The sequence below is a fragment of the Bradyrhizobium cosmicum genome (assembly GCF_032290525.1).
Taxonomy (GTDB): domain Bacteria; phylum Pseudomonadota; class Alphaproteobacteria; order Rhizobiales; family Xanthobacteraceae; genus Bradyrhizobium; species Bradyrhizobium cosmicum_A.
Map to the genome: position 1 here is coordinate 42095 of NZ_JASXTA010000001.1, position 26222 is coordinate 68316.

Genomic DNA, 26222 nt, shown 5'->3' on the forward strand with positions numbered 1-26222 from the left:
GGCTCAGGGCCGGCTTGCGGCTGCGATGGTGGGATAGTCGGTATAGCCGGCGGAGCCACCGCCATAGAGCGTCGCCGGATTGAATTCCGCCAGCGTCGCGCTGGTCTTCAGTCTGTCCACGAGGTCGGGATTGGCGATGAAGGGTCGGCCGAAGGCGAACAGGTCCGCCATGCCCTCGGAGAGGCGCGAGGCTGCGAGTTCGAGGTTGTAGCCGTTGTTTGCAATATACGCGTTCTTGAACCGCCGACGCAGCGATCCGAAGTCGAATGGTGCGACATCGCGCGGTCCGCCCGTGGCGCCCTCGACGACATGGATGTAGACGAGGCCCAAGGCGTCGAGTTGATCGACGATGTAGTCGAACTGTGCCTGAGGATCACTGCTCGAAACGCCGTTGGCCGGCGATACCGGCGAGATCCGGATTCCGGTGCGTCCGGCGCCGATCTCCTCGACCACCGCAGCCGTAACCTCCAGCATCAGCCGGGCGCGGTTCTCGACCGATCCGCCGTAGGCATCGGTGCGGACATTGGCGCCGTCCTTGGCGAATTGGTCGAGCAAATAGCCATTGGCGCCGTGAATTTCGACGCCGTCGAAGCCGGCCGCAATGGCGTTCGCTGCCGCTTGCCGGAAATCGCTCACGACTCCTGGAAGCTCGTCGAGCGTCAGCGCACGGGGCTCTGACACTTCGACGAAGGCGTTGTGGACGAACGTCTTGGTGCGAGCGCGGATCGGCGAGGGGGCCACGGGCGCGGCGCCGTTGTCTTGCAGGTCGACATGCGATACGCGGCCGACATGCCAGAGCTGGAGGAAAATCCGCCCGCCGTTGGCGTGAACGGCGGTCGTGACGTTGCGCCAGCCGTCGATCTGAGCCTGGGAGTAGATGCCGGGCGTGTCCTGGTAACCCTGTCCCTGTTGCGACACCTGCGTGGCCTCGGAAATCAGCAGGCCCGCCGACGCGCGCTGGCCGTAATACTCGGCGGCGAGAGCGCCCGGAACGAAGCCCGGCCCGGCGCGATTGCGCGTCAGCGGCGCCATGACGATCCGATTGGAAAGGGTCAGCGAGCCGAGAAGATAAGGCTCAAATAGCGTTTTGCTCGTCATCGATCACCTTCGTTTGTTGCCGCCGCGGCGGAGTTGTTATCGAAATGTTTCGCTGGTGCTCAGGCGAGCGTGCGGTACCGCTCGGCGGGACGTTCGTTCCGATAGTTCGGAAGCATTGCCTGGCGCGCGGCCTGAAGCGCGTCCCACTGCCCGGCATCGGGAAGCGGCGGGATCGTCACCGCTTCGCGGCGGTCGAAGCCGACCAGCGCCGCATCGACCAGATCGTTCACCTCCATCACGTTGGAAAGCGTGTTGACGTCGGCGCCGACGTGGCCCCAGATCTCGGTCCGCGTCGTGGCGGGAAGTACGGCCTGGACGTACACACCCTTCGGCGCGAGCTCGAGGCTCAGCCCCTGCGACAGAAACAGCACGAAGGCTTTGGTAGCGCCGTAGACCGTCATGCCGAACTCCGGCGCCAGGCCGACCACGGAGCCGATGTTGACGATCGCTCCTTCGCCTGCCTTCGCAAGACGCGGGGCCATGGCGCTGGCAAGCCGCAGAAGTGCGGTCGTGTTGAGCGCAACGAGCCGCGTCACGTCATCCGTGCTCTGTTCGATGAAGCTTCCGCCGATCGCCGTTCCGGCATTGTTGATGAGGATCCCGATGCGGGCGTCGTTGCGCAGCCTCGCCTCGACCGTGGCGAGCTCGGCGGGCTGGGTCAGATCGGCCTGGATGATGTCGATCGCCACGCCATTTTCCTGACGCAGACGCGCCGCCAGAGCTTCCATGCGTGGCCTGTCACGGGCAACCAGCACGAGGTCATGCCCGCGGCGCGCGAAGCGCTCGGCATAGGCGGCTCCGATGCCGGTGGAGGCGCCGGTGACGAGAACGGACGGAACGACGGTCATGGCATTGCTCTTTTCTCGAATGACAATATATTCATGATGATCATCATGATTAGAGTTAAATATGATGGTCATCATGTAAATGTCAACCGGGCCGGCGGAGAATTTTGAAATGAAGGTCAGTCGAGAGCAGATGTCGGAGAATCGTCGCCGGATTCTGGAGGTTGCCAGCCGACTGTTTCGCGACAAGGGTTTCGATGCGATCAGCGTGGCGGAGGTGATGAAAGCCGCCGGGCTCACCCACGGCGGCTTCTATGGCCATTTCGCCTCAAAGGACGACCTGATCGCGCAGACCCTTGCCCACGCTCTCGCCCTTGACGCGGGCGGAGGGGGCGATTTTCGCGCTTATGTGGAGGACTATCTTGCGCCCCGTCATCGCGACAACGCCGCCGGCGGTTGCCCGACCGCGGGCCTTGCGGCCGCCATTCGCCATCAGGGCCCGGCTGCACGCGCGGCCATGACGCAAGCCCTGCGATCGCAGATCGACCGTATCGGCGCGGCGCTCCCGAAGGTGGATGCGGCGGACAAACGCCGCGTGGCGATCGGAAGCTGGGCGGCGATGGTGGGCGCGGTGATCCTCGCCCGGGCGATCGACGATCCCGCGCTTTCGGATGAGGTGCTGGAACAGACACGGGCCTGGATTGATGCCGGGATCAACCGAGCGTCCGCTACGTGATTGCTATGGCGCCGAGGGAGGGCGTGCTACTTTGCATGCCACGACGAAATCCAAGGGGACGCGCGTTTGCTCGACAAGCTTGAACTGCTGCTGGCGCTGGCGAAGGAGCGACATTTTGGACGCGCGGCGGAGGCCTGCGGGGTCACCCAGCCGACCATGTCGACCGGGCTGAAGCAGCTCGAGGAGATTCTCGGCGTGATGCTGGTCCAGCGCGGATCGCGTTTCCAGGGCTTCACCCCCGAAGGCGAGCGGGCGTTGGACTGGGCGCGTCGGATCGTGGGCGATGCCCGCGCCATGCGTGAAGAGATCAACGGGCTGAAGCACCAGCTCTCCGGCGAAATCCGCATTGCGGCCATCCCGACCGTGCTCGGCATGGTCGCCCAGCTGACGACGCCGTTCCGCGCCAGGCATCCCGAGGTGCGGTTCCGCATCCAGTCCACCACATCGTCCGAAGTGCTGGGACTGCTCGAGAATCTCGAGGTGGATGCGGGGCTGACCTATATCGAGAACGAGCCGATCGGCAAGGTGCGCACCATTCCGCTCTACAACGAGAGCTATCGTCTGCTCACGGCGCCCGACGGAATGTTCGGCGATCGCGAGACCGTGACGTGGAAGGAGGTCGGGCAGGTGCCGCTGTGCCTGCTCACGCCCGACATGCAGAACCGCCGCATCATCGACCGCGCGCTCCGCTCGGTCGGTGCGGAGGCGGTGCCGACCTTGACCTCGAACTCACTGCTCGTGCTGTTCACGCACGTGAAGACGGGGCGCTGGGCCAGCGTGATGCCGGCCAAGCTCGCCGAAACGCTTGGCCTGTCCGATACGGTGCGTTCGATCCCGATCGTCGATCCCGAGGTCAATTACAGCATCGGCATGGTGATCCCGCAGCGCGATCCGATGACGCCCCTGATCGCGGCGCTGGTCAATGTCGCGCGTGAAGTCGCGCCGTCGCTGCAATCGTAGGGACAGAGCGTTTTCAAGCGAAGTGGATGCCGGTTCGCGTGAAGAAAACGCGTCAAAGCAGGAATCTAGAGTTTCGATTCTAATGCAATCATGATCGAAGCTCTAGGCCGCGGCCGATATCCCGGACGCCGCCTTGATCGCGTTGCGCGGCAGGGTCACGCGCACGACGGTGCCGACTTCAAGCTTGGAGCGCAGCCGCATCGAGCCGCCGTGGAGCTGCGTCAGGGAGCGAGCGATTGCGAGGCCCAGGCCCGAGCCGTGATAGGTCTTGGTGAGCTGGCTCTCGACCTGCTCGAAGGGGCGGCCGAGCCGCGCCAGCGAATGCGGCGCGATGCCGATGCCGGTGTCGGCGATCATCAGCACGATCCTGTCGTCGAGCTGGCGGCTGCGCACCACGATGCGCCCGCCGTCCGGCGTGAACTTCACCGCATTCGAGAGCAGGTTGACGATGATCTGCTTGGTCGCGCGGCGGTCGGCGACGACGGAGATGGACTTTGCGATATCGGCATCAAGCATCAGATTCTTGTCCTGCGCCCGGCCGGTGACGACGCGCAGGGACTCGGCAAGCGTCTGCGACAGGTCGAGCTCTTCCATATCGAGCTTCATGCGGCCGGCCTCGATCTTGGACATGTCGAGGATGTCGTTGATGACTTCGAGGAGGTAATGGCCGCTGGTCAGGATGTCGTGGCAGTATTCCTGGTACTTTTCGCTTCCGAGCTCGCCGAACATGCCCGAGCCCATGATCTCGGAGAAGCCGATGATCGCATTGAGCGGCGTCCGCAGCTCGTGGCTCATATTGGCGAGGAATTTCGACTTGGTCTGGTTGGCCTCCTCGGCACGGGTCTTCTCGCGCTGGTATTTCTCGGCGAGGTCGGCGAGCTCGCCCGCCTGGCGTTCGAGCGCGGCCTGCGAGCGCTTCAGGTCGATGACGGTGGCGCGCAGGCGCAGATCGTTGTCGACGAGCTTCTGCTCGTGCTCCTTGATGCGGGTGATGTCGGTGCCGACCGAGACGTAGCCGCCGTCCTTGGTGCGGCGCTCGCTGATGTGCAGCCAGCTGCTGTCGTCGAGCTGCGCCTCGAAGGTGCGCGCGCCCGGCCCCTGGCTGGCCGTCTCGTTGTGGCGGGTGCGGACCTCCGGCATGCGGCCGACCTCCAGCACGGTCTCGTAGGAGGTGCCGGGGATGACGGCGCTGTCGGGCAGCTTGTGCAGGCGCTGGAAGTGGGAATTGCAGAGCACGAGGCGGTCGCTCGCGTCCCACAGCACGAAGGCTTCGGGAATCGTCTCGATCGCGTCGCGCAGCCGCAAATCGGCTTCCACGGTCCTCTCGGCGAGGCTCTTCTGCTCGGTGATGTCGACGGCGATCCCGATCAGATGAACGGCGGAATCGGTCGCGCCGCGCGTCTTTTCGCAGCGGACGCGGAGCCAGATCCAGTGACCGTCGACATGCTGCATTCGGAAGGTCTGGTCGATGTGGTCGATCTTCTCGGAGATGAGCTGGTTGGCGATCTCGAACAGGTCGATGTCGTCGGACTTCACCAGCGCATTGACCTCGCCGAAGGTGAGGAGCTCGTTGCGGCCGTCGAGGCCGAGCATCGAGAACATTGACTGCGACCAGAAGATCCGGCCGCGCGACAGGTCCCAGTCCCACAATCCGCAGCGGCCGCGGTTGAGCGCGGTATCGATCCGGCCGCGCACGGCGTCGTTGATCAGGTCGCCCTCGCGGGCACGGGTCGACTGCCAGTGGAAGGCGAAGCCGAGGATCAGGACGACGAAGCCGGTGGTCGCCGACAGCGTCACCGAGAGCGCGGCGTCCGAGCCCCAGATCGGCTCGTTGCGCTCCTGGATCACGGTGACCAGGCCCGGCAGCGACTTGATCGGCCGCGAGGTCGCCATCGCGGCGTTGCCGTTCGGCAGTGTCATGTCGGCGATGTTGCCATCGCGCGGCGGAGCCGCGATCAACTGCGCGGTCGTGATCGCATCGAGCAGGCGGTCGTTGCCGGCCGGGTCGTTGTCGATGGGAATGCGGGCGAGGATGCGGCGGTCGGCGCCGGCCGAGGTGACGACGACGTGGCGGCCCGAAACTCTGGCCCGGGACGGGATCATGTCGGGCAGCAGCGTCGGCAGGTTCTCGATCGTCTTCAGCCGCTCCGCGCGCATGGAGGTGACGCGGTCGATGCGCTCGGCGAGAAATTCGGCGAGGAATGAAATGTCGTTCTGGATCACCAGCCGCTTCTGGCGCGTCTGGTCGACGACCTGCACGAACGCGCCGAGGCAGATCGTGATCAGGAACGCGATGATGAGCGTCGGCACGGCGCGTCGCAGCGCCGGCTCCGCGATCAGGAGCCGATGATAGGCAGGTTTCGCGATCGATTGCGCCAATCCCTTGATCGAATCGGATTGGACGCACGCGTTCGCGGCGTCTGCACGCGCCATGCCTTCGGCCCCCTGAAAACCAGCTTGCGACGATGTTCGGAAGCAGCCCCACATCGCTTCCGAATCAGGCCCGATTTGAATCCAGTTTTCGCAGGCTGTCGAGAGTCAACGAATCGTTAATGCGGATTTATTCTTATCCAAAGCAGAGTTTGCGCGATCTGCGTCCGTCAATCGATGTGCGTGATGAGTCCGAAACGAGAACACGTGACTCCATCACGCGCGCGGCGGCTCGGCGTGACTGATCACGCGCTTCACGCTCGGGAACGCACGGCGCAGCGCGCGCTCGATCGCATCGACCTGTTCGTGAACCTTGATCACGCTCATCGACGGCGTGGCGCGGCAATGGAAGTTGACGATCTCGCCGGCATCGGTGTTGCGGACGCGAACGTTGTGGATGTCGTGGATCTCGCCGCCGGCGGCATATTCCGTCAGGGCAGCGGCGATGGTCTGCACCCTGTCCGGCGCGGCATCGGCGCCGAACGGCAGTTCCGGTTCCAGCGGCTCGATATGGACGTCGACCTCGACGTCCGCGCCGAACTCCTCCTGGATGTTGCGCTCCAGCGTGTTGGCGATGTCGTGAGCGGCCTCGAGCGGCATCTCGGCGTCGACCTCGAGATCGATGCCGACGATCAGCCTGCCACCGAGGTCGTGCACCGTGACGTGATGGATGGCGAGGCCCGAATTGCGCGCGATCACCATGATGCGGTCTCGCACAGTCTCGTTGTCGCGCGCGACGGGAACGGCGGTGAAGGTGAGGTCGGCATCGCCGAATGCCTTGCTGACGGCGGCTTCCGCGTTGCGCTTGATGCTTTCGACGCGGTCGATCGGATAGGTCCGCGGTACCTTCGCGATGGTGTCGATGAACGTGGTCGCCCCGACCATGCGCACGCGCAGGCGCTCGACGTCGATCACGCCGGGCACGCTGCGGATCGCGGCCGTGGCCTTCTCCTGGGCGCCTTCCGGCGCGCGGTCGACCAGCGTGTGCACCGTGGAGCTTGCCATCCGCAGGCCGAGCAGGGCGATCATCACGGCCACGGCGACGGCGGCCGCAGCGTCACCCCACCAGAAGCCGAAGGCCGCGAGAATAAGGCCCGCGATCACGGCGCACGAGCCCATGACATCCGATGCAAAGTGCAGCGCGTCGGCGGCGAGCGCCTCGCTCCGGGTTTCCCGGGCGGCGCGGTGCAGCGCGCGGGCGCGCCAGAGATTGACGGCGATATCGATCACCAACACCACGAAGGGTACGGCCGAAATGGTCGGCGGCGGGGTTCCCTCGCGCAGCCGGCTATAGGCTTCGACCAGGATGCCGCCGGCGAGCACGTAGAGCAGGGCGGTGACGCCGAGCGCGGAAACGCTCTCCAGCTTGCCGTGGCCGTAATGGTGCTCCTCGTCAGCCGGCTTGTCGGACACCCGCACCACCGCCCAGGTGATGATGGTCGCGACCAGGTCGATCGAGGAATGCAGGGCTTCCGAGATCAGCGCGAGCGAGCCGATCGCGATCCCGACCGCGAACTTGGCCGCCGCCATGCCGCCGCTGGCGAAGATCGAGATCGCCGCGACCGAGGTCTTGTTGTGCTGGGAGGTCATGGCGGGGATTTAGCAGCCTAGCGCCGGACATCAAGCCATGATCCACAGGAGTAGTCGCTAGTGAGTTGCAGGAGCGGATCCACCAACTCCGTCATGCCCGGGCTTGTCCCGCCTGCGCGGCCGAAGCCGCTTCGGCGAGGCGAAGGCCCGGGCATCCACGTTCTTCGTACCGCGCGGCAAAGACGTGGATGGCCGGGTCAAGCCCGGCCATGACGAGCGGAGGGAGAGGGCCATGCCGCTCTCGCTCCGCTGCCGCATGGCTCACACCGTCACGACGATCTTGCCCAGATGCTTGTTCGCCTCCATGTGCTCGAACGCCTTGTCGATGTCGTCGAACGCAAACACCTTGTCGATCGGCAGTTGCAGTTTTCGCGACTCGACCGCGCCCCAGATGTCCTTCCGGACCTCCTCGAAGATCTCGCGGACCTCCTCGATGGTGCGGGTGCGGAAGGTGACGCCGACGTAATCGATACGGCGGGCGGCGTGCAGGTCGAAGTTGAAGTCGGCATGGGTGCCGCCGAGCCGGCCGACATTGACGATGCGGCCCTTGATCCTGGTCGCCGCGAGATTCTGGTTGGCAAGCTGGCCGGAGACCTGGTCGACAATGAGGTCGACGCCTTCGCCGCCGGTCGCCTTGAGCACTTCGTCCACCCATTTGGGATCGGAGGAGTCGACCGCGAGGTCGGCGCCGTACTCCTTCAGCCGGCCGCGGCGATAGGCATCGGTCGAGGAGCCGATAACCAGCTTGGCGCCCTTGAGCTTGGCGATCTGCATTGCCATCAGGCCGACGCCGGAGCTTGCGCCCTGGATCAGCACGCTCTGGCCGGGCTGCACGCCACCGACCATGACGACGGCATTGTACATGGTGGCAAGCGCGACGGGCAGGGTGGCGGCGTCCTCGAAGTTCATGTTCGAGGGCGCGCGGAATAGCCGGCCGTGATCGGCCAGCGTGTACTCGGCAAACGCCGCACCGCCCGAGCCCATGATGCGATCGCCGACCTTGACGCCTTTCGCATCCGGTCCGAGGTCGGCGACCTCGCCTGCCCATTCCATGCCGAGCACGGTGCCGACACCGCCGGCCGCGCCATGGGCGTGGCCCCTGCGCATGCCGGTGTCGGCGCGGTTCAGGGCGCAGGCGCGGACGCGGACCAGCACCTGCGTGCCTTCAGGCTTTGGTTGAGCGACGTCGGAAATTTGAGCGCCGCCAGGGCCGTAGACATAAGCCTTCATGAATTGCTCTCGCTTCTTGCAGTGATTATTCCGCGGCTTGTGCGCTCGGATGAACGATCATCCCTTCCAGCCGGCCGCGAATGATGGCCTCCGCTTCGCGCACGATGCGGGAGATCAGCTCGCCGCAGCTCGGGATGTCCTGGATCAGGCCCTGCACCTGGCCGGCCGACCAGATGCCTTCGTCGGAGTTGCCGGTCGCATAGACCATCTTGCCGCGGGCACCCGCAACGAGTTCGCGAATGTCCTCGAACTTCGCCCCTTCCTTCTCCATCGCGACGACCTTGGTCGAGATCTCGTTTTTGGCGACGCGCGAGGTGTTGCGCATGGTGCGGAAGATCAGCTCGGTCTCGCGCTCGTCGTTGGCGACGATCTTCTCCTTGATGAGCTGATGGATCGGGCTTTCCTTGGTCGCCATGAAGCGGGTGCCCATGTTGATGCCCTCGGCACCGAGCGCCAGGGCGGCGACGAGGCCGCGGGCGTCGGCAAAGCCGCCCGAGGCGATCATCGGAATCTTGATCTTGTTGGCGGCGGCCGGGATCAGGATCAGGCCGGGGGTGTCGTCCTCGCCAGGGTGGCCGGCGCATTCGAAACCGTCGATCGAGATCGCATCGGCGCCCATCCGCTCAGCCGAGAGCGCGTGGCGGACGCTGGTGCATTTGTGCACGACCTTGACGCCGTGCTTTTTGAACTCGTCGACATGCTCCTGCGGCTTGTTGCCGGCGGTCTCGACCACCGTGATGCCGCTCTCGATGATGGCGGCGCGGTATTCGGCGTAAGGCGGCGGGTTGATCGCGGGCAGGATGGTGAGGTTGACGCCGAACGGCTTGTCGGTGAGGTCGCGGCAGCGCGCGATCTCCTTGGTGAGGTCCTCCGGCGTCGGCTGGGTCAGCGCGGTGATGAAGCCGAGCGCGCCGGCATTGGCCACTGCCGCAACGAGTTCGGCGCGTCCGACCCATTGCATGCCGCCCTGGACGATCGGATGCTCGACACCAACGAGCTTCGTGAACCGTGTCTGCAGCATGATCTGTTTCCCCCGCCTGCGTGGCGCGCAAGCTCTGTTATCAATTGATGGCGGCAGGATGCCGCCGGGGTCGGGAAATGTCTATTGCGGGGCCGTGCGGTGAGGGCGGGGCGATCATGCGACGGGCGGGGGTGATTCCGCGCGGCGGACAATTGGGGTCTTACTCCGTCATCCTGAGGTGCGAGGCATGGGACGCAACGCGTCCCATGGGGAGCCTCGAAGGATGAGCGGCCACGCTGCGAGAGCCGGGCTGTCGCCCTTCGAGGCTCGCTCAGCGGCGCGATGCGCCGCAGAGCGCGCACCTCAGCGTGACGGTCATAGATTGGTGCTCATGGTTGAGCGCAGCGATCCGGGCGGCTCGTGCAACAAGCGACGCTGGTCCCGGATTTCGCTGCGCTGCATCCGGGCTACAAGGCTTCGGCTACTCCGCCGACAGTCGCACCATCTGGCGGCCGCCGTTGATTTCCTTGAGGCGGTTGACGAAGTTTTCCGGACGCTGCCAGCGGCTGGGCACCTGCAAGCCCATGAACTCGGCGATGTCGCCGATGAAGCCGGTGCAGTTGGTGGTCTCGGCATTCCAGACCGGCGAGCTTGCCTGCAACTTCTTGATGTAGGCGAACACGCGCTTGGCGTCGGCTTCGTTCAGATAGACGCGGTAGCTCGCGGTCAGATATTCCGGATCGAGATCGCCGTAGCTTGCGCCGGTCTCGGACGGCACAAAGGTGAGGTGGCCGAGCACGTAGGCAAGCGTGTCACCGGCGGGCGTGAGGCCCGCGACCTCGACGGCCTTCTCGCTGGTCTTGCCGTACCAGACGAAGGCGTGGCCCCAGCTCGCCGCCGTGCGGGCGCGGAAGTCGACGTAATAGGGACCCTTCTCCGCGCGTGCGACGGGGCGCCGCGTCGATTGCGGCGCCGGTCGCGATGCGGTGTCGGTCGTGGCAAGCGCATTTGCGTCGGCAGCGCGCTTGTTCGCTTCATGGGCCGAGGCCGAGGGCATCAGGCACGCGATCATCGCCGCGAGGGCGAGCCCCGCGAGGATGCAGGATCCCGATCGAGCAGGTCTGTTCGTCACGCTGTGCCCTCGACTGCCGGCTGCTTACGCAGATTTCTTGTCCGCAGATTCGTTGCGCGTATTTTCGCTGCGCGTCAGTACCGCGCCGCGACCGGGCCGGGCGCCTTGCCGATCGGGGCCTTTCCAACCGGGCTCTTGCCAATCGGCATCTTGCCGATCGGCGCCTGCTCTCCATAGACCGGCACGGGCTGGCGGCGCGGCAGATCCGCGGCGTTCGCAGCCGTCACCAGAGCAAGCGTCGCACCCAGAACAATTACAATCTTCTTCACAGTGATACCCCTAGAAGGTTTGGTCCAAACACGGCCATGCCGTGCCCCCAGACACGCCTCACAGAAGGGCGGCCGAATGCGTCCAAGTTGCGGCGCGCGCGGGACATGTTGGCGGCATATCTCGGACCCGCGGAGATGTGATGTGTCTGGATGTTTCGGAGGGCGTCGCCGTAGGTTGAGTAGAGTGAAGCGAAACCCGTCCCACAACAGGATCACCCGATGCGGTTCAGGCTGTTTCTGATCGTCGAGAAGACGCCGCCGATGTCTTTTCGTAGCGCGTCGAGCGCGTGAAATTGTCGAAGATGCGGGCGAGGCGCTCCTCGACCTCGCGCTTGCTCCTGGTCAGCGCGTCGACGCGCGAGGTGAGGGTGACATCGCCGCTCGCCTCGATCTCGCCGACGGTTTTGGCGAGGAGATCACGCGTGGTGCCGACCTCCGCGATTAGCGCCTCGATGCCGAACACCGGCGCCTTCAGCGGGACGAGGTCGGCCTGCGACTTCGACAGCTCCGCCTTGAAGGCGTTCAGCGTCGCCCGGGTCTCCTGCAACGCGCCGAGGCGCTGGCGCAACTGAAGGACGAAATCGTTCAGCGCGTTCTGGCGGTCGGTGAGGGTCTTGCCGTCCGGGTCGGTCTCGACCTCCGCAATCGCACCTTCCAGCCGGGCCTGGCGCTGGCCGAGCTCTTCGAAGTCGAGCCTGACAGCCTTGAGAATGTGGAAGCTGTCGTCGATGCGGGCGAGGCGCTGCTCGATCTCAATCTTGTTCTTCGACAGCGCCTCGACGCGGCTGCCGAGCGGCGCTTCGCCGCCGGTCTCGAGCTCCTCGATGTTCTTGGCGAGCTGGTCATGGCTGAGGCCGAGCTCGCCGATCAGGGCGTTGATGCCGGCGTCCGTCGAGCGCAGCGGCACCAGCTCGGCATGGGATTTCGCCAGATCTTCCTTGTACTGGTTGAGGGTGGCAAACGTCTCCTGGACCGTGTTCACCCGCGCCAGCAGCGTCGACATGTCGCGCGTGATGTCCTTGAGCCGGTCGGCGAGATTGTTCTTGCGGTCGTCGGTCTCGAGGTCGTGCAGGGAGCGTTCGAGCTGATTCTGGCGGTCGCGGATCTCGGTGAAGACGGGCTCGACCGCGCGGCGTTGATCGGCGACCTTGCCGACCATCTCGCGCAGGCTCTGCTGCCGGCGGCGGATTTCGGCAAGCTGGTCGTGCATGTTGGTGGATTCGTTGCGGCCCTGCTGGAGCAGGGCGCGCTGCTCGGTCTCGCCCAGTTTTTCGTGGAGGGCGGAGACGGCCTCCCGGGGATCGCTCTCGATAAGGTGCTGGACAGTGGCGTCGAGATGGTTTTGCAGGGCGTGAGCGACGACAACGTCCCCCCGGGTCTTCCTGAGGCGGTCACGCAGGGTGTTGAGGCGCCGGTCCTGGCGCGAGAACCGCCATGCGGAGGCGCCGATCAGGGCCAGCCCCAGCGCGAGGATCGCGCCGGTCGCGATGCGCTGCGGCATGGGCAGGCTCGCGAACCAGGCAGGCAGGTGAGCGACGTCATAACCAAACGCCTGCTGGGCAAAGACCGCAATGGCGGCGAGCAGGGCAAACCAGGCAACCAGGAACAACAGCCACATCGTGACTTCCTCACGCCGGCACACATTATCGCCATAGTTGCTATTGGAGAGCGGAACCGAGATCAAGGGGCGGGCGGGGTGCTGGACGTTTCAGCTAGCGCGATCCACAGCCGTCAGCGTCAGCCGATCGGTGGAGGGCGATGCGGGTGTGCCGGGTTTTCCCGAAGTGAGGGCGGGCCGGCCTCAGCCCTCACTCGTCATTCCGGGGTGGCGCAAAGCGCCGAGCCCGGAATCCATAGCCACAGGCAGCAATTGTGAAGCGAGATCGGCGTGGCGCGCGATTCTAACGCGATTGGCAGTCGTGGTTATGGATTCTCAGATGCGCAATTGCGCATCATAGCTCGCGACTTCGTCGCGCCCCGGAATGACGGCGAGAGCTACAGCCGAAACTCGTTGGTGAGCTCACCGATGCCGTCGATCGCGACGGTCACAATGTTCACCGGCTCCTTCATCACGCCGACGCCGACCGAGGTGCCGACCGCGATGAGGTCGCCGGGGAGCAGGGTCATGTCGTGCGAGATCTTGCTGACCAATTCCTGCGCGCTGAAGATCATGTCCGCGATCGGATAGTTCTGCCGCTCCGCGCCGTTGAGGATGGTGCGGACCACCAGCTTGGCCGGATCGAGGCCGGTCGCGATCACAGGACCGAACGGACCGTAATCATCGATGCCCTTGGCGCGGGCCCATTGAGGAAAGGTGGGATCGCCGGTCAGGATGTCGTTGGCGGTGATGTCGTTGACGCAGGTGTAGCCGAAGATGAAGCCGTCGGCCTCCGCCGGCGAGACGCGGGCGCAGGTCTTGCCGATGACGATGCCGAGCTCGCCCTCGTAGGTGGTCTTGCCGTCGTAATAAGAGGGGCGGCGGATCACGGCGCCTGATGTCGTGATGCTGGTGGTGGCCTTCAGCAAATAGAGCGGCTCCGGCGGCTCGGGCTGGTTCAGCTTGGCGGCGAGCGCGTGAAAATTATTCCAGAGCGCGACGATCTTGCTGGGCGCGCAGGGTGCGAGCAGCTCGACCTCCGACAGCGCCAGCGTCTTGCCGGTGGCCGCATGGCGGCCGAACATCTCGCCTTCATGCACGCTGATGCCCGATGAGGTCAGCGTGCCGAATCCGGTCGCACCGCCATGGCGGAAGCGCAGCCACTGTTTCATCTCGCCCGCCATCACGCCACCGCCAGTGCGTGGGGAAGCGCCGGCGCGGAGACGCCGTCATAGAGGCCGGCGATACGGGCGCGCTGGGTCACCATCGCCAGCACCGAATCGAGCGCGGGTGTGGCGATGCCGGTGAGACGGCCCATCTCCTGCACGACGGTGACGAGCGGGTCGATCTCCATCGGACGGCCGCGCTCGAGATCCTGGAGCATCGAGGTCTTGTGCGCACCGACCTTGCGGGCGCCCTCGATGCGACGCTCGACATCGACGCGGAACTTGACCCCGAACGTCTCGGCGATCGCCTGCGTCTCGACCATGATCGCGCGTGACAGCGCACGCGTGGACGGATCGGTGCAGATCACGTCGAGCGTCGCATGGGTCAGCGCGCTGATCGGGTTGAAGCAGACATTGCCCCACAGCTTGAGCCAGATCTCGTCGCGAATGCGGTCGAGCACCGGCGCTTTCAGGCCCGCCGCGACGAAGAGATCGGCGAGGCGCGCTACGTCCGAGGTGATTTCGCCGGAGGGCTCGCCGAGCGGAAAATTGTTGCCGTAGACGTGGCGGATCACGCCGGGCGCCTCGATCTCGGTGGCGGGATAGACGATGCAGCCGATGGCGCGCTCGGCGCCGATCTCGCGCCACTGCCGTCCGCCGGGGTCGATGCTCTCCAGCGTCGAATTCTCGAATTGTCCGCCGTGTTTGTAGAAGTACCAATAGGGGATGCCGTTGACGGCGGTGACGATGCGGGTGTGCGGGCCCAGGAGCGGCTGCATCTTCTCGATCACGCCGGTGATCGAATGCGCCTTCAGCGTGATGATGATGTAGTCCTGCACGCCGAGCTCGGCGGGATCGTCGGTGCAGCGCGGATGCACGGTGTGCTTCTCCTCGCCCGCGAGCAGCGTCAGGCCGCGCTCGCGCATCGCGGCAAGGTGGGCACCGCGTGCGATCAGGCCGACATCGGCGCCCGCGCGTGCGAGCTGAACCCCGAGATATCCGCCGATCGCGCCGGCGCCATAGATGCAGATCTTCATGAAATCCTCGCGAGCAGAGACCGGATTTGGGACGAAAGATCCGGTCCGGCTCGGAAGCATCCGAGCCGGGGCCGGCAGTCGCAGGGGAAGTGTGACGCCTTTAGGCTGCTTGCGGCGTGCCGTTGAGCGCTTCGTCGACGGCAGCGGCGATGTCGCGCATGCTGATGACCGAGACGAGGCTGTAATCGTCGATCACCGGCAGGTGCCGGATGTGATTGCGGTTCATCAGGTGCCGGACGTGCTCGATCGTATCGTTCGAGCTGCACGAGACAAGTTGCTGCACCGAGACGAGCTGCGAGACCTTCACGTTGACGGCGTTCGCCCCATGCTCGGCGACGGCGCGCACCACGTCGCGCTCGGTGAACATGCCGACCGCGGTGTTGCCTTCCGAGCGGACCACGTCCTTGACCACCAGCGCGCTGATATTGTTGGCGCGCATCAGCTTGGCGGCGATACCCACTGTTTCGTTCATTCGCACCGTGACAACGCGCGGCGTCTTCTTGCGCAGAATGTCTCCGACCAGCATTGCAACCTCCTTGGGTGAAATGGCTGCCGAAGTGTGGTATACATAATGCCAATCGTCAAGCGCTCGATTTGGCTGATCCGAAAAATCTTGCGGCAGGAGTGCTGACGTTTGTCATCGCGCCAAAAAGAAAGGGGCGCGTTGCTGCGCCCCTTTGATCGATCGGGAAGGCGTGCGGTCGCTACGCCGTCTCGGTCCTTGCATTGGTCTTGGCGCTGCCCGTCGCGGTGCTCGCGCTTTCGGCTTCCTTGCCGAGGATGAAGGAGCGGCGCAGCGGCTTGATCACGAGCAGCGCCATCAGCGCCGCCGTTGCGTTCAGGGCTACGGCGACCACGAACACGGCCTTCCAGCCATAGGCGGTCGAAATCACGCTCGCGAGCGGGACGAGCAGGGATGCGGTGCCCTTCGCGGTGTAGAGCATGCCGTTGTTGGTGGTCGCGAATTTCGAGCCGAACGTATCGCCGCAGGTGGCGGGGAACAGCGAGTAGATCTCACCGAACACGCCGAAATAGATCGCGGTCGCGAGCACGAAGACGACGGGGACATGGCCATAGGCGGAGAGCGCCAGCAGCATCACCGCGGCGGTGCCGAAGGCGATGAACATGGTGTGCTCGCGGCCGATCGTGTCGGAGACCCAGCCGAAGAAGGGGCGTCCGAAACCGTCGAAGATGCGGTCGAGCGAGATCGCGAAAGTCAGTGCCGCCATCTGGAATCCGGCGAGCGTGACCGGCGTGTCGGCGATCTTGAAGTCGTGCGCGATCGGGGCGATCTGCGCCGCGGTCATCAGGCCGCCGGAGGCGACCATGACGAAGACGAGATACATCACCCAGAAAACCGGGGTGCGCAGCACCTGCGGCGGGGTGAAGTCGATCTTGGTCTGCGGCAAATTGAGCTGCTTCTTCTTCGGCGGGATCGAGATCCGCGGCGGCTGGATGAAGAAGGCGAGCACGAACACGATCAGGCCCTGGCCGATGCCGAAGGTGAGAAACGCGTGCTGGTAGCCGCTCGATACGATCATGGTCGCGATCGGCACGATGGTGAGCGCCGCGCCCGCACCGAAGCCGGCCGCGGTCGCGCCGGCCGCGAGGCCGCGGCGATCCGGAAACCACTTCAGCGCGTTGCCGACGCAGGTGCCATAAACCGCGCCCGCGCCCATGCCGCCGATGATCGCCGCCGTGTAGAGCAGGGTGAGGCTGTCGGCATAGGAGTTGAGCACCCAGGACAGCGCGATCATGACGCCGCCGAACATGACGACGATGCGCGGGCCGTATTTGTCGACGAACCAGGCCTCGACCGGCACCAGCCAGGTCTCGGTGACGACGAAGACGGTGAAGGCGAGCTGGATCGCGGCCCGTCCCCAATGATGGGCGGCATCGATCGGATCGACGAACAGCGTCCAGCCATATTGCAGATTGGCGATCATCGCCATGCAGACGATGCCCATGCCGAGCTGGAGCCAGCGGAAGCCGGTGCGAAGAGGCGCGGCCGTGACGGCGCCATCCGTGCTGGAAATCATCGAGAACCTCCCAACGCGCCTGATTTGCCGCGGCCCGGGATTGCAAGGTGACCCAGTGTCGCAAATGTTGTGGTTTATCGTCGCAGGCGCGGCGCGGAGATTGGTATACGATATTCCAGAAGGCAAGCCCTAACTCGGACCGATCGTCACAGAATTTGCGGTTCCATCCGGACGATGGGAGGTCGCAAAGACTTCGCACAAAACGAAAACGCCCGGCCGTGAGGCCGGGCGTCATGCTTGAGGCAGTTGTGGTGGAGCGCGTCAGGCGGCGGTCGATTTCGCGACCACGATCTTGCGCCAGGGTTTCAGCACCCCGATCGCCAGCGCCGAGGCGAGGATGTTGGCGCCGGCCGCGATGATGAACACGCTGTCCCAGGTGCCCGACGATTGCTGCATGTAGTTGGCGATCGGGACCAGCAGCGCGGCGGTGCCCTTTGCGGTGTAGAGCAGGCCCGCATTGGTGGTCGCGAACTTCGATCCGAACGTGTCGGTGCAGGTCGAGGGGAACAGCGAGTAGATCTCGCCCCAGGCGAAGAACACGAAGCCCGAGAGCAGCACGAACCAGATCGGGTCATGGCCCCAGAGATAGAGCATCCAGATGCCGAAGCCTTCCATGCCGAAGGCGATGAACATCGTGTTCTCGCGGCCGATCATGTCGGAGATCCAGCCGAAGAACGGACGCGTCAGGCCGTTGAGCACGCGGTCGATGGTCGCCGCGAAGGTCACTGCGGTCATCGTCACCGCCATCAGCGTCACCGGAACGCTGTCGACCTTCCAGTCAACTGCGATTGGCTTCAAATTGGCCGTCACCATCAGGCCGCCGGCGCCGACGATCACGAACATGAAGTACATCAGCCAGAAGATCGGCTGACGCAGCACCTCGGTCGGCTGGTAGTTGCGGCGCGTCTGCACCAGCGCGGCGTTCGCTACCACGACCGGCACTTGGCCTGCTTTCGGCGCCAGCAGGAAGAAGGCGAGGATGCAGATGATGATGCCTTGTCCGAGGCCGAAATAAAGGAATGTGGTCTGGAAGCCACTGTCCTTGATCATGGCCTGGATCGGCGCGACGGTCAGCGCCGAGCCTGCGCCGAAACCTGCGGCGGTGATGCCCGCAGCAAGACCGCGCTTATCCGGAAACCACTTCAACGCATTGCCGACGCAGGTGCCGTAGACGCCACCGGCGCCGATGCCCGCGATGATCATGCCGAGATAGTAGCCGTTGAGCGTGGTGGCCTGCGCGTTGATCGCCCAGCCGACTGCGCAGAGCACGCCGCCGACCAGCACGACGATGCGCGGACCGTATTTGTCAACGAACCAGCCTTCGACCGGCACGAGCCAGGTCTCGAACAGGACGAAGAGGGTAAAGGCCCACTGGATCGACGCGCGATCCCAGCCGAACTTTTTCTGGATGTCGGGGACGAAGAACGTCCAGCCGTATTGATAATTGGCGATCATCACCATTGCGGCGACGCCCACCGCCAACTGCGCCCAGCGATAAGCATCGCTTACACGTGCGACACCTGGGGCCGCTCCCGACTGCACCATGTCCGTCATTAAAAACCCTCCCGAACGCGCCGATCATTTTTATGCATGCGCTGGCGGGCATACTGGTATGCATTATGCCAAGATTCAACCGAAGGACGGGGAGGTGCGGCGAAATAACGCGGGCCTGTTCACATGCGTCATGGGCGCGGGATTGTAAAGCCCAAATCGCTGCCGGCGTATCGGCGGCAACGGTCGCCTGCACCCACCCAAATTATTGATTTAACGGATGTTTTTCGTACGCCGGCGACGCCGCAAGCACGCTGCGAGAGGGCCGCGCGCTTGGGAATTTCCAGCCCTGCGCTGTTTGCGACCGCCGACGCGCGGTCGGTGGAAGATCGCGCGATTCCTTGGAATTCTATATTCCAGAAGTCCGGTCTGCGGCAATTTGGGGGATGCCGGCGGCGGGGATTGCGCCGCTTACGCGCTTCACGCCATCGACGTGCGCAGCCGGCTGTAGCCTTCCTGGATCGCCGACCAGAACAGGGCGACCAGGCCGAGCGCCATGATCGTGCTGACGAGGCCGTTGGAGAAGAACACGCCGAGCGAGCCCTGCGATCCCAGCAGCGACTGGCGGAAGGCCTCCTCCGCCTTGTCGCCGAGCACGATGGCGAGCACGAGCGGCGCGAGGGGGTAGTTGCACTTCTTCAGAAGATAGCCGAGCACGCCGAACACCAGCATCAGCATCACGTCGAAGGTGCTGTTGTGCACCGAGTAGGCGCCGATCGCACAGAGCACCAGGATGAGCGGCGCGATGATGCCGAACGGAACACGCAGGATCGCGGCGAAGATCGGCACGCAGGTGAGCACGACGATGAGGCCGGCAAGATTGCCGAGATACATCGACGCGATCAGGCCCCAGACGAATTCCTTCTGCTCGACGAACAGCATCGGACCGGGCTGGAGGCCCCAGATCAATAATCCGCCGAGCAGAACGGCGGCCGTCGGCGAGCCGGGCACCCCAAGCGACAGCATCGGGAGCAGCGCCGCGGTGCCGGCAGCATGTGCTGCGGTTTCCGGCGCGATCACGCCTTCGATCTCGCCCTTGCCGAAATTGTTGCCGCGCCGCGACAGCCGCTTGGCGATGCCGTAGCTCATGAAGGACGCCGGCGTTGCGCCGGCGGGCGTGACGCCCATCCAGCACCCGATCAGGCAGGAGCGCAGCGAGGTCATCCAGTAGGCGGGCAGCTCCCGCCAGGTCTGAAGCACGACCCGAAGATTGATGCTCGCGTTGCCGCCGCGGAAAGCCAGCCCTTCCTCCATGGTCAGGAGGATCTCGCCGATGCCGAACAGGCCGATCACGGCGATCAGGAAGTCGAATCCGTTGAGCAGCTCGGTGACGCCGAAGGTCAGCCGCAACTGTCCCGTGATCGAATCCAGTCCGACCGCCGCGAGCGCAAAGCCCATCATCATCGCCGCAATGGTCTTGAACGGCGGCTCCTTGCTGAGGCCGACGAAGCTGCAGAAGGCGAGGAAATACACCGCGAACTTCTCCGCCGGCCCAAATCTCAGCGCGAAGCCTGCGACCAGGGGCGCAACCAGCGTGATCATGATGACCGCAAACAGCGCGCCTACGAAGGAGGAGGTGAAGGCGGCGGTCAGGGCTTCGCCGGGCTTGCCCTGTTGCGCCATCGGATAGCCGTCGAAGGTGGTCGCCACGGACCAGGGCTCGCCGGGTATGTTGAACAGGATCGAGGTGATGGCGCCGCCGAACAGGGCGCCCCAATAGATGCAGGACAGCATGATGATCGCGGATGTCGGCGGCATGCTGAAGGTCAGGGGAAGCAGGATCGCCACGCCGTTGGCGCCGCCCAGCCCCGGCAGCACGCCGATGATGACCCCGAGCGTGATGCCGATGATCATCAGCATGATGTTGTAGGGCTGCAAGGCGACCGCGAAGCCGTGAAACAAATTGGCCAACTCTTCCATATCGATACGTCCTGCAGCAGTAATTGAATAAATGCGCGGCTGTTAAAGACCGAGCCATTCCTCAAGCGGACCCTTGGGAAGCGGAACCAGGAACCAGCGTTCGAAAACCAGATAGGTCACGATCGGCATGCCGACCGCGACCGCGACGACCGTCAGCCAGCGATAGCCGCCGAGCCAGCGCATGAACCAGGCGATGAAAATCATCGAGGCGACGTAGAGGCCGATGAACGGCATCGCGCCGACATAAATCGCGGTGGGCACGACCACGCTCATGACCTGGCGAAGCTGTCCCCATGCTGCGAACAGCCGGCCGTCGCCGTCGCGATGCGCGCTCCAGAGATTGATGGCGCTTGCGCCGACGATGGCGGCGCCGACGTAAAAGGGGAAGAAGCCGGCACGGGGGCCCTCCGCGCCCCAGTTGATTCCGGCCTTCATGCTGCCGAAGATCACGACCAGGCCGAAGGCGCCGATCAACAGCGCCATGCCGATTTCCACCGTCTTGTGCGCCGGGCCGGATTCGGATCCGGGTTGTTCCGTCATTTGACCTCCAGGCAGAGTCGCAGTTTTTCGGTCGGGGGCCGATTGAGGACGACCGGCGTCCTCAGTCGGCATCGCTGTCGCGGGTCCGCTCCCGGATCAATTTCATTGCGCGAGGAAGCCGGCTTCCTTCATCAGGCCCTCGTGCCGCTTCTCCTCCGCTTCGACCCACTTGGCGTAGTCGGCTCCAGTCAGGAAGGTCGTATTGAAGGCGCCGCTCTTCATGAAGTCCTGCCATTCCGGCGTGGCGCGGACCTTCTTGAACAGCTCGACGTAGTAGTCGATCTGATCCTTCGTGGCCTTCGGCGACATGAAGATGCCGCGCAGCATCAGATATTCCATCGCGAGGCCCTGCGACTTGCAGGTCGGGATATCCTTCCAGGCCTTGCCGTCGGCGATCGGTTCGTCATAAGCCATCGGCTGGGCGTCGAATACGCAGAGCGGGCGCAACTTGCCGCCGCGCCATTGCGCGACCGCCTCGATCGGATTGTTGACCGTCGAATCGACGTGATTGCCGACGAGTTGAACGGCGACTTCGCCGCCGCCTTTGTAGGGGATGTAGGTGAACTTCGCGTCGATCGCCTTCTCGATGCCGACCGTAATGATCTGGTCTTCCTGCTTCGAGCCGGTGCCGCCCATCTTGAGCGAGCCGCTCGGGGCCTTTTTCGTGGCGTCGACGTAGTCCTTGACGCTGTTGTACGGCTTCTCGGCGTTCACCCAGAGCACGAACTCGTCGAGCGCCAGCATTGCGACCGGCGTCAGGTCCTTCCAGTTGAACGGAATCCCCGTTGCCAGCGGTGTCGTGAACAGGTTCGACAGCGTGATGATGATCTTGTGAGGATTGCCTGACGACGTCTTTACGTCGAGGAAGCCTTCGCCGCCTGCGCCGCCGGCCTTGTTGATGACGACCAGCGGCTGCTTCATGAGATTGTGCTTGGTGACGATGCCCTGGATGGTGCGTGCCATCTGGTCGGCGCCACCGCCGGTGCCGGCGGGTACGATGAACTCGACCGGACGGACCGGCTCCCAGGCCGCAAGACTTGCAGTGCTGTTGGCGCAAGACATCGCAATTGCCGCCAAAGCGACATTCAGAACGAATGGCTTCATGTTTCTCTCCCTGTCGAACCTCGAACGCAGCCGCTCTTTGTCGGCTTGCGTCAGCCCATCTCAATTCACACGCCCTGTGGTCGACCTTTTGCGGTCGATCTCCCATTGCAGTCCCCGTCCTGCACGTGTTGGTTGTGCAATTGTTCTTGGTTCCCCGATGGTATGCGAGATGCCAACAGACAGACAATTGGACCAACGGGTTAGGTCGGGGACCAAACGTCGCAGTTGTGTTCGCGAGCGAGGCGAAGACTCAAAATGAAAATGGCCCCGCGGTGCGAGGCCATTTAATCAAACGAAGCGTCTATGAGGATGTGCCGACCGGCGCGCCGTTTCGGCTGCGCGGGCAGATACTTCTTAGAGGCCGAAACGCGGCAGGTCGCCGTTGTGGGTCGAGATCTCGGCGCTCGCCATCAGGAAGCGGTCGACCGCGGCCATGAAGCGGCTGAACAGCGAGGCGGAGGGGGCGAGAGCGACGGAAGCGGTCTTGGACATCGGAATTCCTTTCTTGAGACGGTCAGCATTGCTGCCTCATTTCGAAAGGCAATCTATGTATACCAGATGCCACTGTCTATGCATGTCATTGCATAGCAGCATACGCGATCCCGCATTGCAGCATAATGATGCGTTAAAGGGACCGCTCCGGGCTCGAAATGGCAAAGCTGGCCCCCGAAACGGCCCATTGGCGCGAATTTGGACGGAATCACGGGGAATCCGGGTCTTGGCAGGCCCTTACAAAGCCGTTAGTGGTCTGCCCCCTTCCAATCATCTGTCAGAGTGGTTCATGTCGAGCGCCTCGCCCGCCGTCTCGATCGGCATCGATTTTGGGACCAGCAACACGGTCGTCGCCCTTGCGGCGGACGACCGCCGGGTCGAGGCCATCCGCTTCGACCATGGCGGCCAGCGCCACAGCGTTTACGTGTCCGCCCTGTGCTTCTGGGAGGACCGGCCGGGAGCCGGCGCCCAGGCCGAGGGTGGCCCGTGGGCAATCGAGCAGTTCCTCGAAGGACGCCACGTCTATCGCTTCCTCCAGTCGTTCAAGACCTTTGCGGCGAGCAGCAGCTTCAACACCACCCAGGTGTTCCGGCAGCGCTATAAGTTCGAGGACATCCTGGCGGCGTTCCTGCGGACGCTGGCGCGCCATGGCGGGGAAAAATTCGGCTTCGAGACGTCGACCATCACGGTCGGCCGTCCCGTGCGCTTTGCCGGCGGCAATCCCGACGAGGCGCTGGCGATGCAGCGCTACCGGACCGCGTTCGAACGTCTCGGCGCCGGCCACGCGCGCTATGTCTACGAGCCCGTCGGCGCGGCGTTCTCCTTCGCCCGAAGGCTCGAACGCGATGCCACCGTGCTGGTTGCGGATTTCGGCGGCGGCACCAGCGATTTCTCGGTGATGCGTTTCTCGCGCGCGGGAGGTGCCTTGCGCGCCGAGCCGCTCGGCCACGCCGGCATCGGCATTGCCGGCGACACGTTCGATTATCGCATCGTCGACCACGTCGTCTCGCCGCGGCTCGGCAAGGGCTCGAGCTTCCGCTCGTTCGACAAGGTGCTGCCGGTCCCCACCGGCCACTACACCAACCTCGCACGCTGGCATCAGCTCGCGATGATGAAGAGCAACGGCGATCTGCGCGAGCTTCGGGAGCTTGCGCGCAGCGCGCTGAAACCGGAGCTGCTTGAGGATTTCATCACCGTCGTCGATCTCGACCTCGGCTTCTCGCTGTACCGCGCGGTGTCCGACGCCAAGGTCGCGCTGTCGGCGCAGGATCAGGTGGACTTCCGCTTCAAGGGCGGAGGAGTCGACATCGGCTCGACCATCACGCGAAAGAATTTCGAATCCTGGATTGCCGACGACATCGCCCGGTTGGGGGCCACCGTCGACAAGGTGCTGGGCGAAGCCGGCGTCACCGCGCGCGAAGTGGAAAAGGTGTTCCTGACCGGCGGCACCTCGTTCGTGCCCGCCGTCCGAAAATTGTTCGCCGATCGGTTCGGCAATGAACGGCTGATGTCGGGCGACCAGTTCGAGTCGATCGCCTACGGCCTCGCGCTGATCGGACACAGTCCCGACCCAGACCGCTGGACCGCTGACGGCGGGATCGCGCCGAAGGGCGCGTAGGGCGCGATGATCGCGCAGCAACAGCCGTCATTGCGAGCGCAATTGCTTCGCTGCGCTCGCAATGACGAACCCTGCTAGGGTCCGCCTCGATTCAGGCGAAGGCTATTCTGCTGTGGCGCTACTGGTTGATCTCGGGCTCCACGAGCCGTGCCAGGTTGCGCAGGGATTCCTGCCAGCCGAGATAGCAGGCTTCCGGCGGGATGACGTCGGGGATGCCGGCCTGCGTGATATCGACTTCGGTGCCGACCGAGACTTTCTTCAGGATCACGATCACCTGGATCTCGCCGGGAAGATTGGGGTCGTCGAACTTGTCGGTGTAGCGCAGGCGTTCGCCGGGCACGAGCTCGAGATATTCCCCGCCAAACGAATGGCTGTTGCCCGTCGTGAAATTCCGGAACGACATCTTGAACGTGCCCCCGACCTTGGGCTCGAGGTGATGCACGGTGCAGGTAAAGCCGTTCGGCGGCAGCCATTTCGCCATCGCGTCAGCCTCCAGGAAGGCGCGATAGACCTTCTCCGGGCTGGTGGCGAGAACGCGGTGCAGGCGGATAGTGCTGGGCATGTTCCTTCATCCTCTTGAACCGATGGGCCGACCTTGGCGTGTATGGCCCATTCATGTCACGAGGACGACCGGGAAGCTGCCGATCCGACATGCGCTCTTGAATTTTTTGCTGTTCGGGAGGAGTGCAATGGATCGTTACACGCCGGACCCCGCTCGGCACCACAGCTTTGGTCAGTCAGGCCTCCGCCCGATCCCGCGGGCGTCATCGCGACCGCCCGGTCGTACGAGTCCTTGACCGGCAATCAACTTATGGTAGCTTTTAGTCGGTTTCCATGGCGGGCAATCCGATTGCGATTCGGTCGATTGCAGTATTGCTGAAATTGTTTTCGAGATGAGAGTTTGAGACGTGCCGCCACGAGTTCGTGGCAGCAAGGTTTCACATAAGCTGATCGGTTCGCCGACGAGCGACGAGTCGCCAATTCCAGCATTCTTCGTTCCTGCCTGGACTTGATTGTGCCGTGGGCGCTCCCGCCGGGAGAAGGGCGCTGCACGAGACAGTTGCTGATCGCGCTTGCCAAGAAGGAGAGATCATATGCGTTTGAACTCGCGCCGCCTTCTGTGTCCAGTCGCATTTTTCGTGCTCATGGTCGTCGGGCCCACGATAGCCCCGGCCGGCGATTGCGCTTTCCTAAACAGGGATCCGCTCTCCTTGCGCGACGGGCAACTCCTCTATCGTCCGCCCGGAGCCCGAGAATGGTCCGAGTTCACCTCTGGGCTAGGCCAACTTGCCAATCAGACGTTCGACTTCGCCTATGTGATCCAAGAAAAGATCAGTCAGAGCAGATCCGGAGTGGCCATATTGAAATCAGGTCGCCTGCGGTCCCCAAGCGACCCGCCAGAGCAGCCACTCGAGCTCAAACGAAATACTGAAAATGCCGACCCGGCAGAATGCGTGGTGCCGCCATCGATGTCGACAAAGGTATCCGCCAAATCATATGACGATTATCACGATCGCGGACTGAGCGTTCCTGATCAGTCTGCACTCGACTCGTTTCACTACAAGTATGCCGGATTTCGCTACAATGGCGCGCGGAGTTATGGCAGCTGCAAGAAGACAGATTCCGCTCTTCGCGATGCACGCTCGAGACGGAGCAACCGGATGCAATTCTCCTTCGACGCTGCCGTCGTGCGTGGACTGTCGAACACCGAACTTGAGTCTTACTTCAGCCTGAACCGTGCGGTTGCGGCTACGCCAGGTCGCTTCGACAACAGGCGCGTCGAGATGCAGGCCTATCGTGTCAAGGCCGGCCTGCCGAGTTGCCTGCGTTTCACATTGGCAATTCCCCCAGGCGCAGTATTCCTCAGGATCAATGATCTGGAAGGCCTGCAAAGGGACGAGCGTTACTACGTGAGATCGGACGAGGTCGAGTGGGAATTGGCTCGCTGAATGTTGCGAAATGGGGGA

The 26222-nt window shown here is 64.0% G+C and carries 23 protein-coding genes; 4 read left to right on the forward strand and 19 right to left on the reverse strand.

The window, feature by feature from the left end; genetic code table 11:
• Positions 1 to 3: 3 nt before the first annotated feature.
• Together QSV46_RS00185 and QSV46_RS00190 are read right to left on the reverse strand one after the other, a co-directional pair.
• Positions 4 to 1098 carry an alkene reductase gene (locus tag QSV46_RS00185; protein ID WP_314944716.1) on the reverse strand — a complete coding sequence of 365 codons (1095 nt, stop codon included), beginning with the start codon at positions 1096 to 1098 and terminating at the stop codon, positions 4 to 6.
• 59 nt (positions 1099 to 1157) lie between these two features.
• The gene (locus QSV46_RS00190; RefSeq protein WP_314944719.1) at positions 1158 to 1946 is read right to left on the reverse strand and encodes an SDR family oxidoreductase; all 789 of its coding nucleotides are present in this window, start codon (positions 1944 to 1946) and stop codon (positions 1158 to 1160) included.
• Positions 1947 to 2055: 109 nt separating this feature from the next.
• On the opposite strand from QSV46_RS00190, the gene QSV46_RS00195 reads away from it, so the two are divergent.
• A complete protein-coding gene (locus tag QSV46_RS00195; RefSeq protein ID WP_314946421.1) occupies positions 2056 to 2619 on the forward strand; it encodes a helix-turn-helix domain-containing protein in 564 nt (187 codons plus the stop codon).
• Between the two features lie 66 nt (positions 2620 to 2685).
• Entirely contained in the window at positions 2686 to 3579 is an 894-nt protein-coding gene (locus QSV46_RS00200; protein ID WP_314944721.1) for a LysR family transcriptional regulator, read from the forward strand.
• Positions 3580 to 3681: 102 nt separating this feature from the next.
• Here the strand turns inward: QSV46_RS00200 and QSV46_RS00205 are convergent, their stop codons facing one another.
• The 16 genes from QSV46_RS00205 to QSV46_RS00280 form a co-directional block, all read right to left on the reverse strand.
• Entirely contained in the window at positions 3682 to 6012 is a 2331-nt protein-coding gene (locus QSV46_RS00205) for a PAS domain-containing sensor histidine kinase (protein ID WP_314944724.1), read from the reverse strand.
• 213 nt (positions 6013 to 6225) lie between these two features.
• On the reverse strand, positions 6226 to 7599 hold the full coding sequence (locus QSV46_RS00210) for a cation-efflux pump (RefSeq protein WP_314944727.1): 1374 nt from the start codon (positions 7597 to 7599) through the stop codon (positions 6226 to 6228).
• Positions 7600 to 7860: 261 nt separating this feature from the next.
• Positions 7861 to 8829: a zinc-binding dehydrogenase gene (locus QSV46_RS00215; protein ID WP_314944729.1), complete on the reverse strand. Its 969-nt coding sequence runs from the start codon at positions 8827 to 8829 to the stop codon at positions 7861 to 7863.
• Positions 8830 to 8854: 25 nt separating this feature from the next.
• Positions 8855 to 9850, reverse strand: coding sequence for a nitronate monooxygenase family protein (locus QSV46_RS00220; RefSeq protein WP_314944731.1), 996 nt, complete (start codon positions 9848 to 9850; stop codon positions 8855 to 8857).
• A 421-nt stretch (positions 9851 to 10271) separates the two neighbouring features.
• The gene (locus QSV46_RS00225; protein ID WP_314944732.1) at positions 10272 to 10922 is read right to left on the reverse strand and encodes a hypothetical protein; all 651 of its coding nucleotides are present in this window, start codon (positions 10920 to 10922) and stop codon (positions 10272 to 10274) included.
• Positions 10923 to 10996: 74 nt separating this feature from the next.
• Positions 10997 to 11197, reverse strand: coding sequence for a hypothetical protein (locus tag QSV46_RS00230; RefSeq protein ID WP_314946423.1), 201 nt, complete (start codon positions 11195 to 11197; stop codon positions 10997 to 10999).
• A gap of 220 nt (positions 11198 to 11417) precedes the next feature.
• Positions 11418 to 12809 (reverse strand): hypothetical protein, encoded by a 1392-nt coding sequence (locus QSV46_RS00235; protein ID WP_314944734.1) that lies wholly within the window; start codon positions 12807 to 12809, stop codon positions 11418 to 11420.
• A 377-nt stretch (positions 12810 to 13186) separates the two neighbouring features.
• Positions 13187 to 13960: a fumarylacetoacetate hydrolase family protein gene (locus QSV46_RS00240; RefSeq protein ID WP_314944736.1), complete on the reverse strand. Its 774-nt coding sequence runs from the start codon at positions 13958 to 13960 to the stop codon at positions 13187 to 13189.
• Between the two features lie 11 nt (positions 13961 to 13971).
• Positions 13972 to 14991, reverse strand: a complete 1020-nt coding sequence (locus tag QSV46_RS00245; RefSeq protein WP_314944738.1) for a 2-dehydropantoate 2-reductase — start codon at positions 14989 to 14991, stop codon at positions 13972 to 13974.
• A 100-nt stretch (positions 14992 to 15091) separates the two neighbouring features.
• The gene (locus QSV46_RS00250; RefSeq protein ID WP_314944741.1) at positions 15092 to 15517 is read right to left on the reverse strand and encodes a CBS domain-containing protein; all 426 of its coding nucleotides are present in this window, start codon (positions 15515 to 15517) and stop codon (positions 15092 to 15094) included.
• A gap of 178 nt (positions 15518 to 15695) precedes the next feature.
• Positions 15696 to 17030 (reverse strand): oxalate/formate MFS antiporter, encoded by a 1335-nt coding sequence (gene oxlT / locus QSV46_RS00255; RefSeq protein ID WP_314944744.1) that lies wholly within the window; start codon positions 17028 to 17030, stop codon positions 15696 to 15698.
• Between the two features lie 261 nt (positions 17031 to 17291).
• Complete coding sequence (gene oxlT / locus QSV46_RS00260) at positions 17292 to 18584, reverse strand: oxalate/formate MFS antiporter (protein WP_314944747.1); 1293 nt, start codon at positions 18582 to 18584, stop codon at positions 17292 to 17294.
• Positions 18585 to 19001: 417 nt separating this feature from the next.
• Positions 19002 to 20501, reverse strand: a complete 1500-nt coding sequence (locus tag QSV46_RS00265; RefSeq protein WP_314944750.1) for a tripartite tricarboxylate transporter permease — start codon at positions 20499 to 20501, stop codon at positions 19002 to 19004.
• 42 nt (positions 20502 to 20543) lie between these two features.
• Entirely contained in the window at positions 20544 to 21041 is a 498-nt protein-coding gene (locus QSV46_RS00270) for a tripartite tricarboxylate transporter TctB family protein (protein ID WP_314944752.1), read from the reverse strand.
• Between the two features lie 102 nt (positions 21042 to 21143).
• Positions 21144 to 22145 carry a Bug family tripartite tricarboxylate transporter substrate binding protein gene (locus tag QSV46_RS00275; RefSeq protein WP_314944754.1) on the reverse strand — a complete coding sequence of 334 codons (1002 nt, stop codon included), beginning with the start codon at positions 22143 to 22145 and terminating at the stop codon, positions 21144 to 21146.
• 354 nt (positions 22146 to 22499) lie between these two features.
• The gene (locus tag QSV46_RS00280; RefSeq protein WP_314944756.1) at positions 22500 to 22637 is read right to left on the reverse strand and encodes a hypothetical protein; all 138 of its coding nucleotides are present in this window, start codon (positions 22635 to 22637) and stop codon (positions 22500 to 22502) included.
• 289 nt (positions 22638 to 22926) lie between these two features.
• Between QSV46_RS00280 and QSV46_RS00285 the strand changes: the two genes are divergently transcribed.
• The gene (locus QSV46_RS00285) at positions 22927 to 24255 is read left to right on the forward strand and encodes an Hsp70 family protein (RefSeq protein ID WP_314944758.1); all 1329 of its coding nucleotides are present in this window, start codon (positions 22927 to 22929) and stop codon (positions 24253 to 24255) included.
• A gap of 118 nt (positions 24256 to 24373) precedes the next feature.
• On the opposite strand, the gene QSV46_RS00290 is transcribed toward QSV46_RS00285, so the two are convergent.
• Positions 24374 to 24817, reverse strand: a complete 444-nt coding sequence (locus QSV46_RS00290; RefSeq protein WP_314944761.1) for an SRPBCC family protein — start codon at positions 24815 to 24817, stop codon at positions 24374 to 24376.
• Positions 24818 to 25349: 532 nt separating this feature from the next.
• Between QSV46_RS00290 and QSV46_RS00295 the strand changes: the two genes are divergently transcribed.
• Complete coding sequence (locus tag QSV46_RS00295) at positions 25350 to 26204, forward strand: hypothetical protein (protein WP_314944763.1); 855 nt, start codon at positions 25350 to 25352, stop codon at positions 26202 to 26204.
• Positions 26205 to 26222 lie beyond the last annotated feature (18 nt).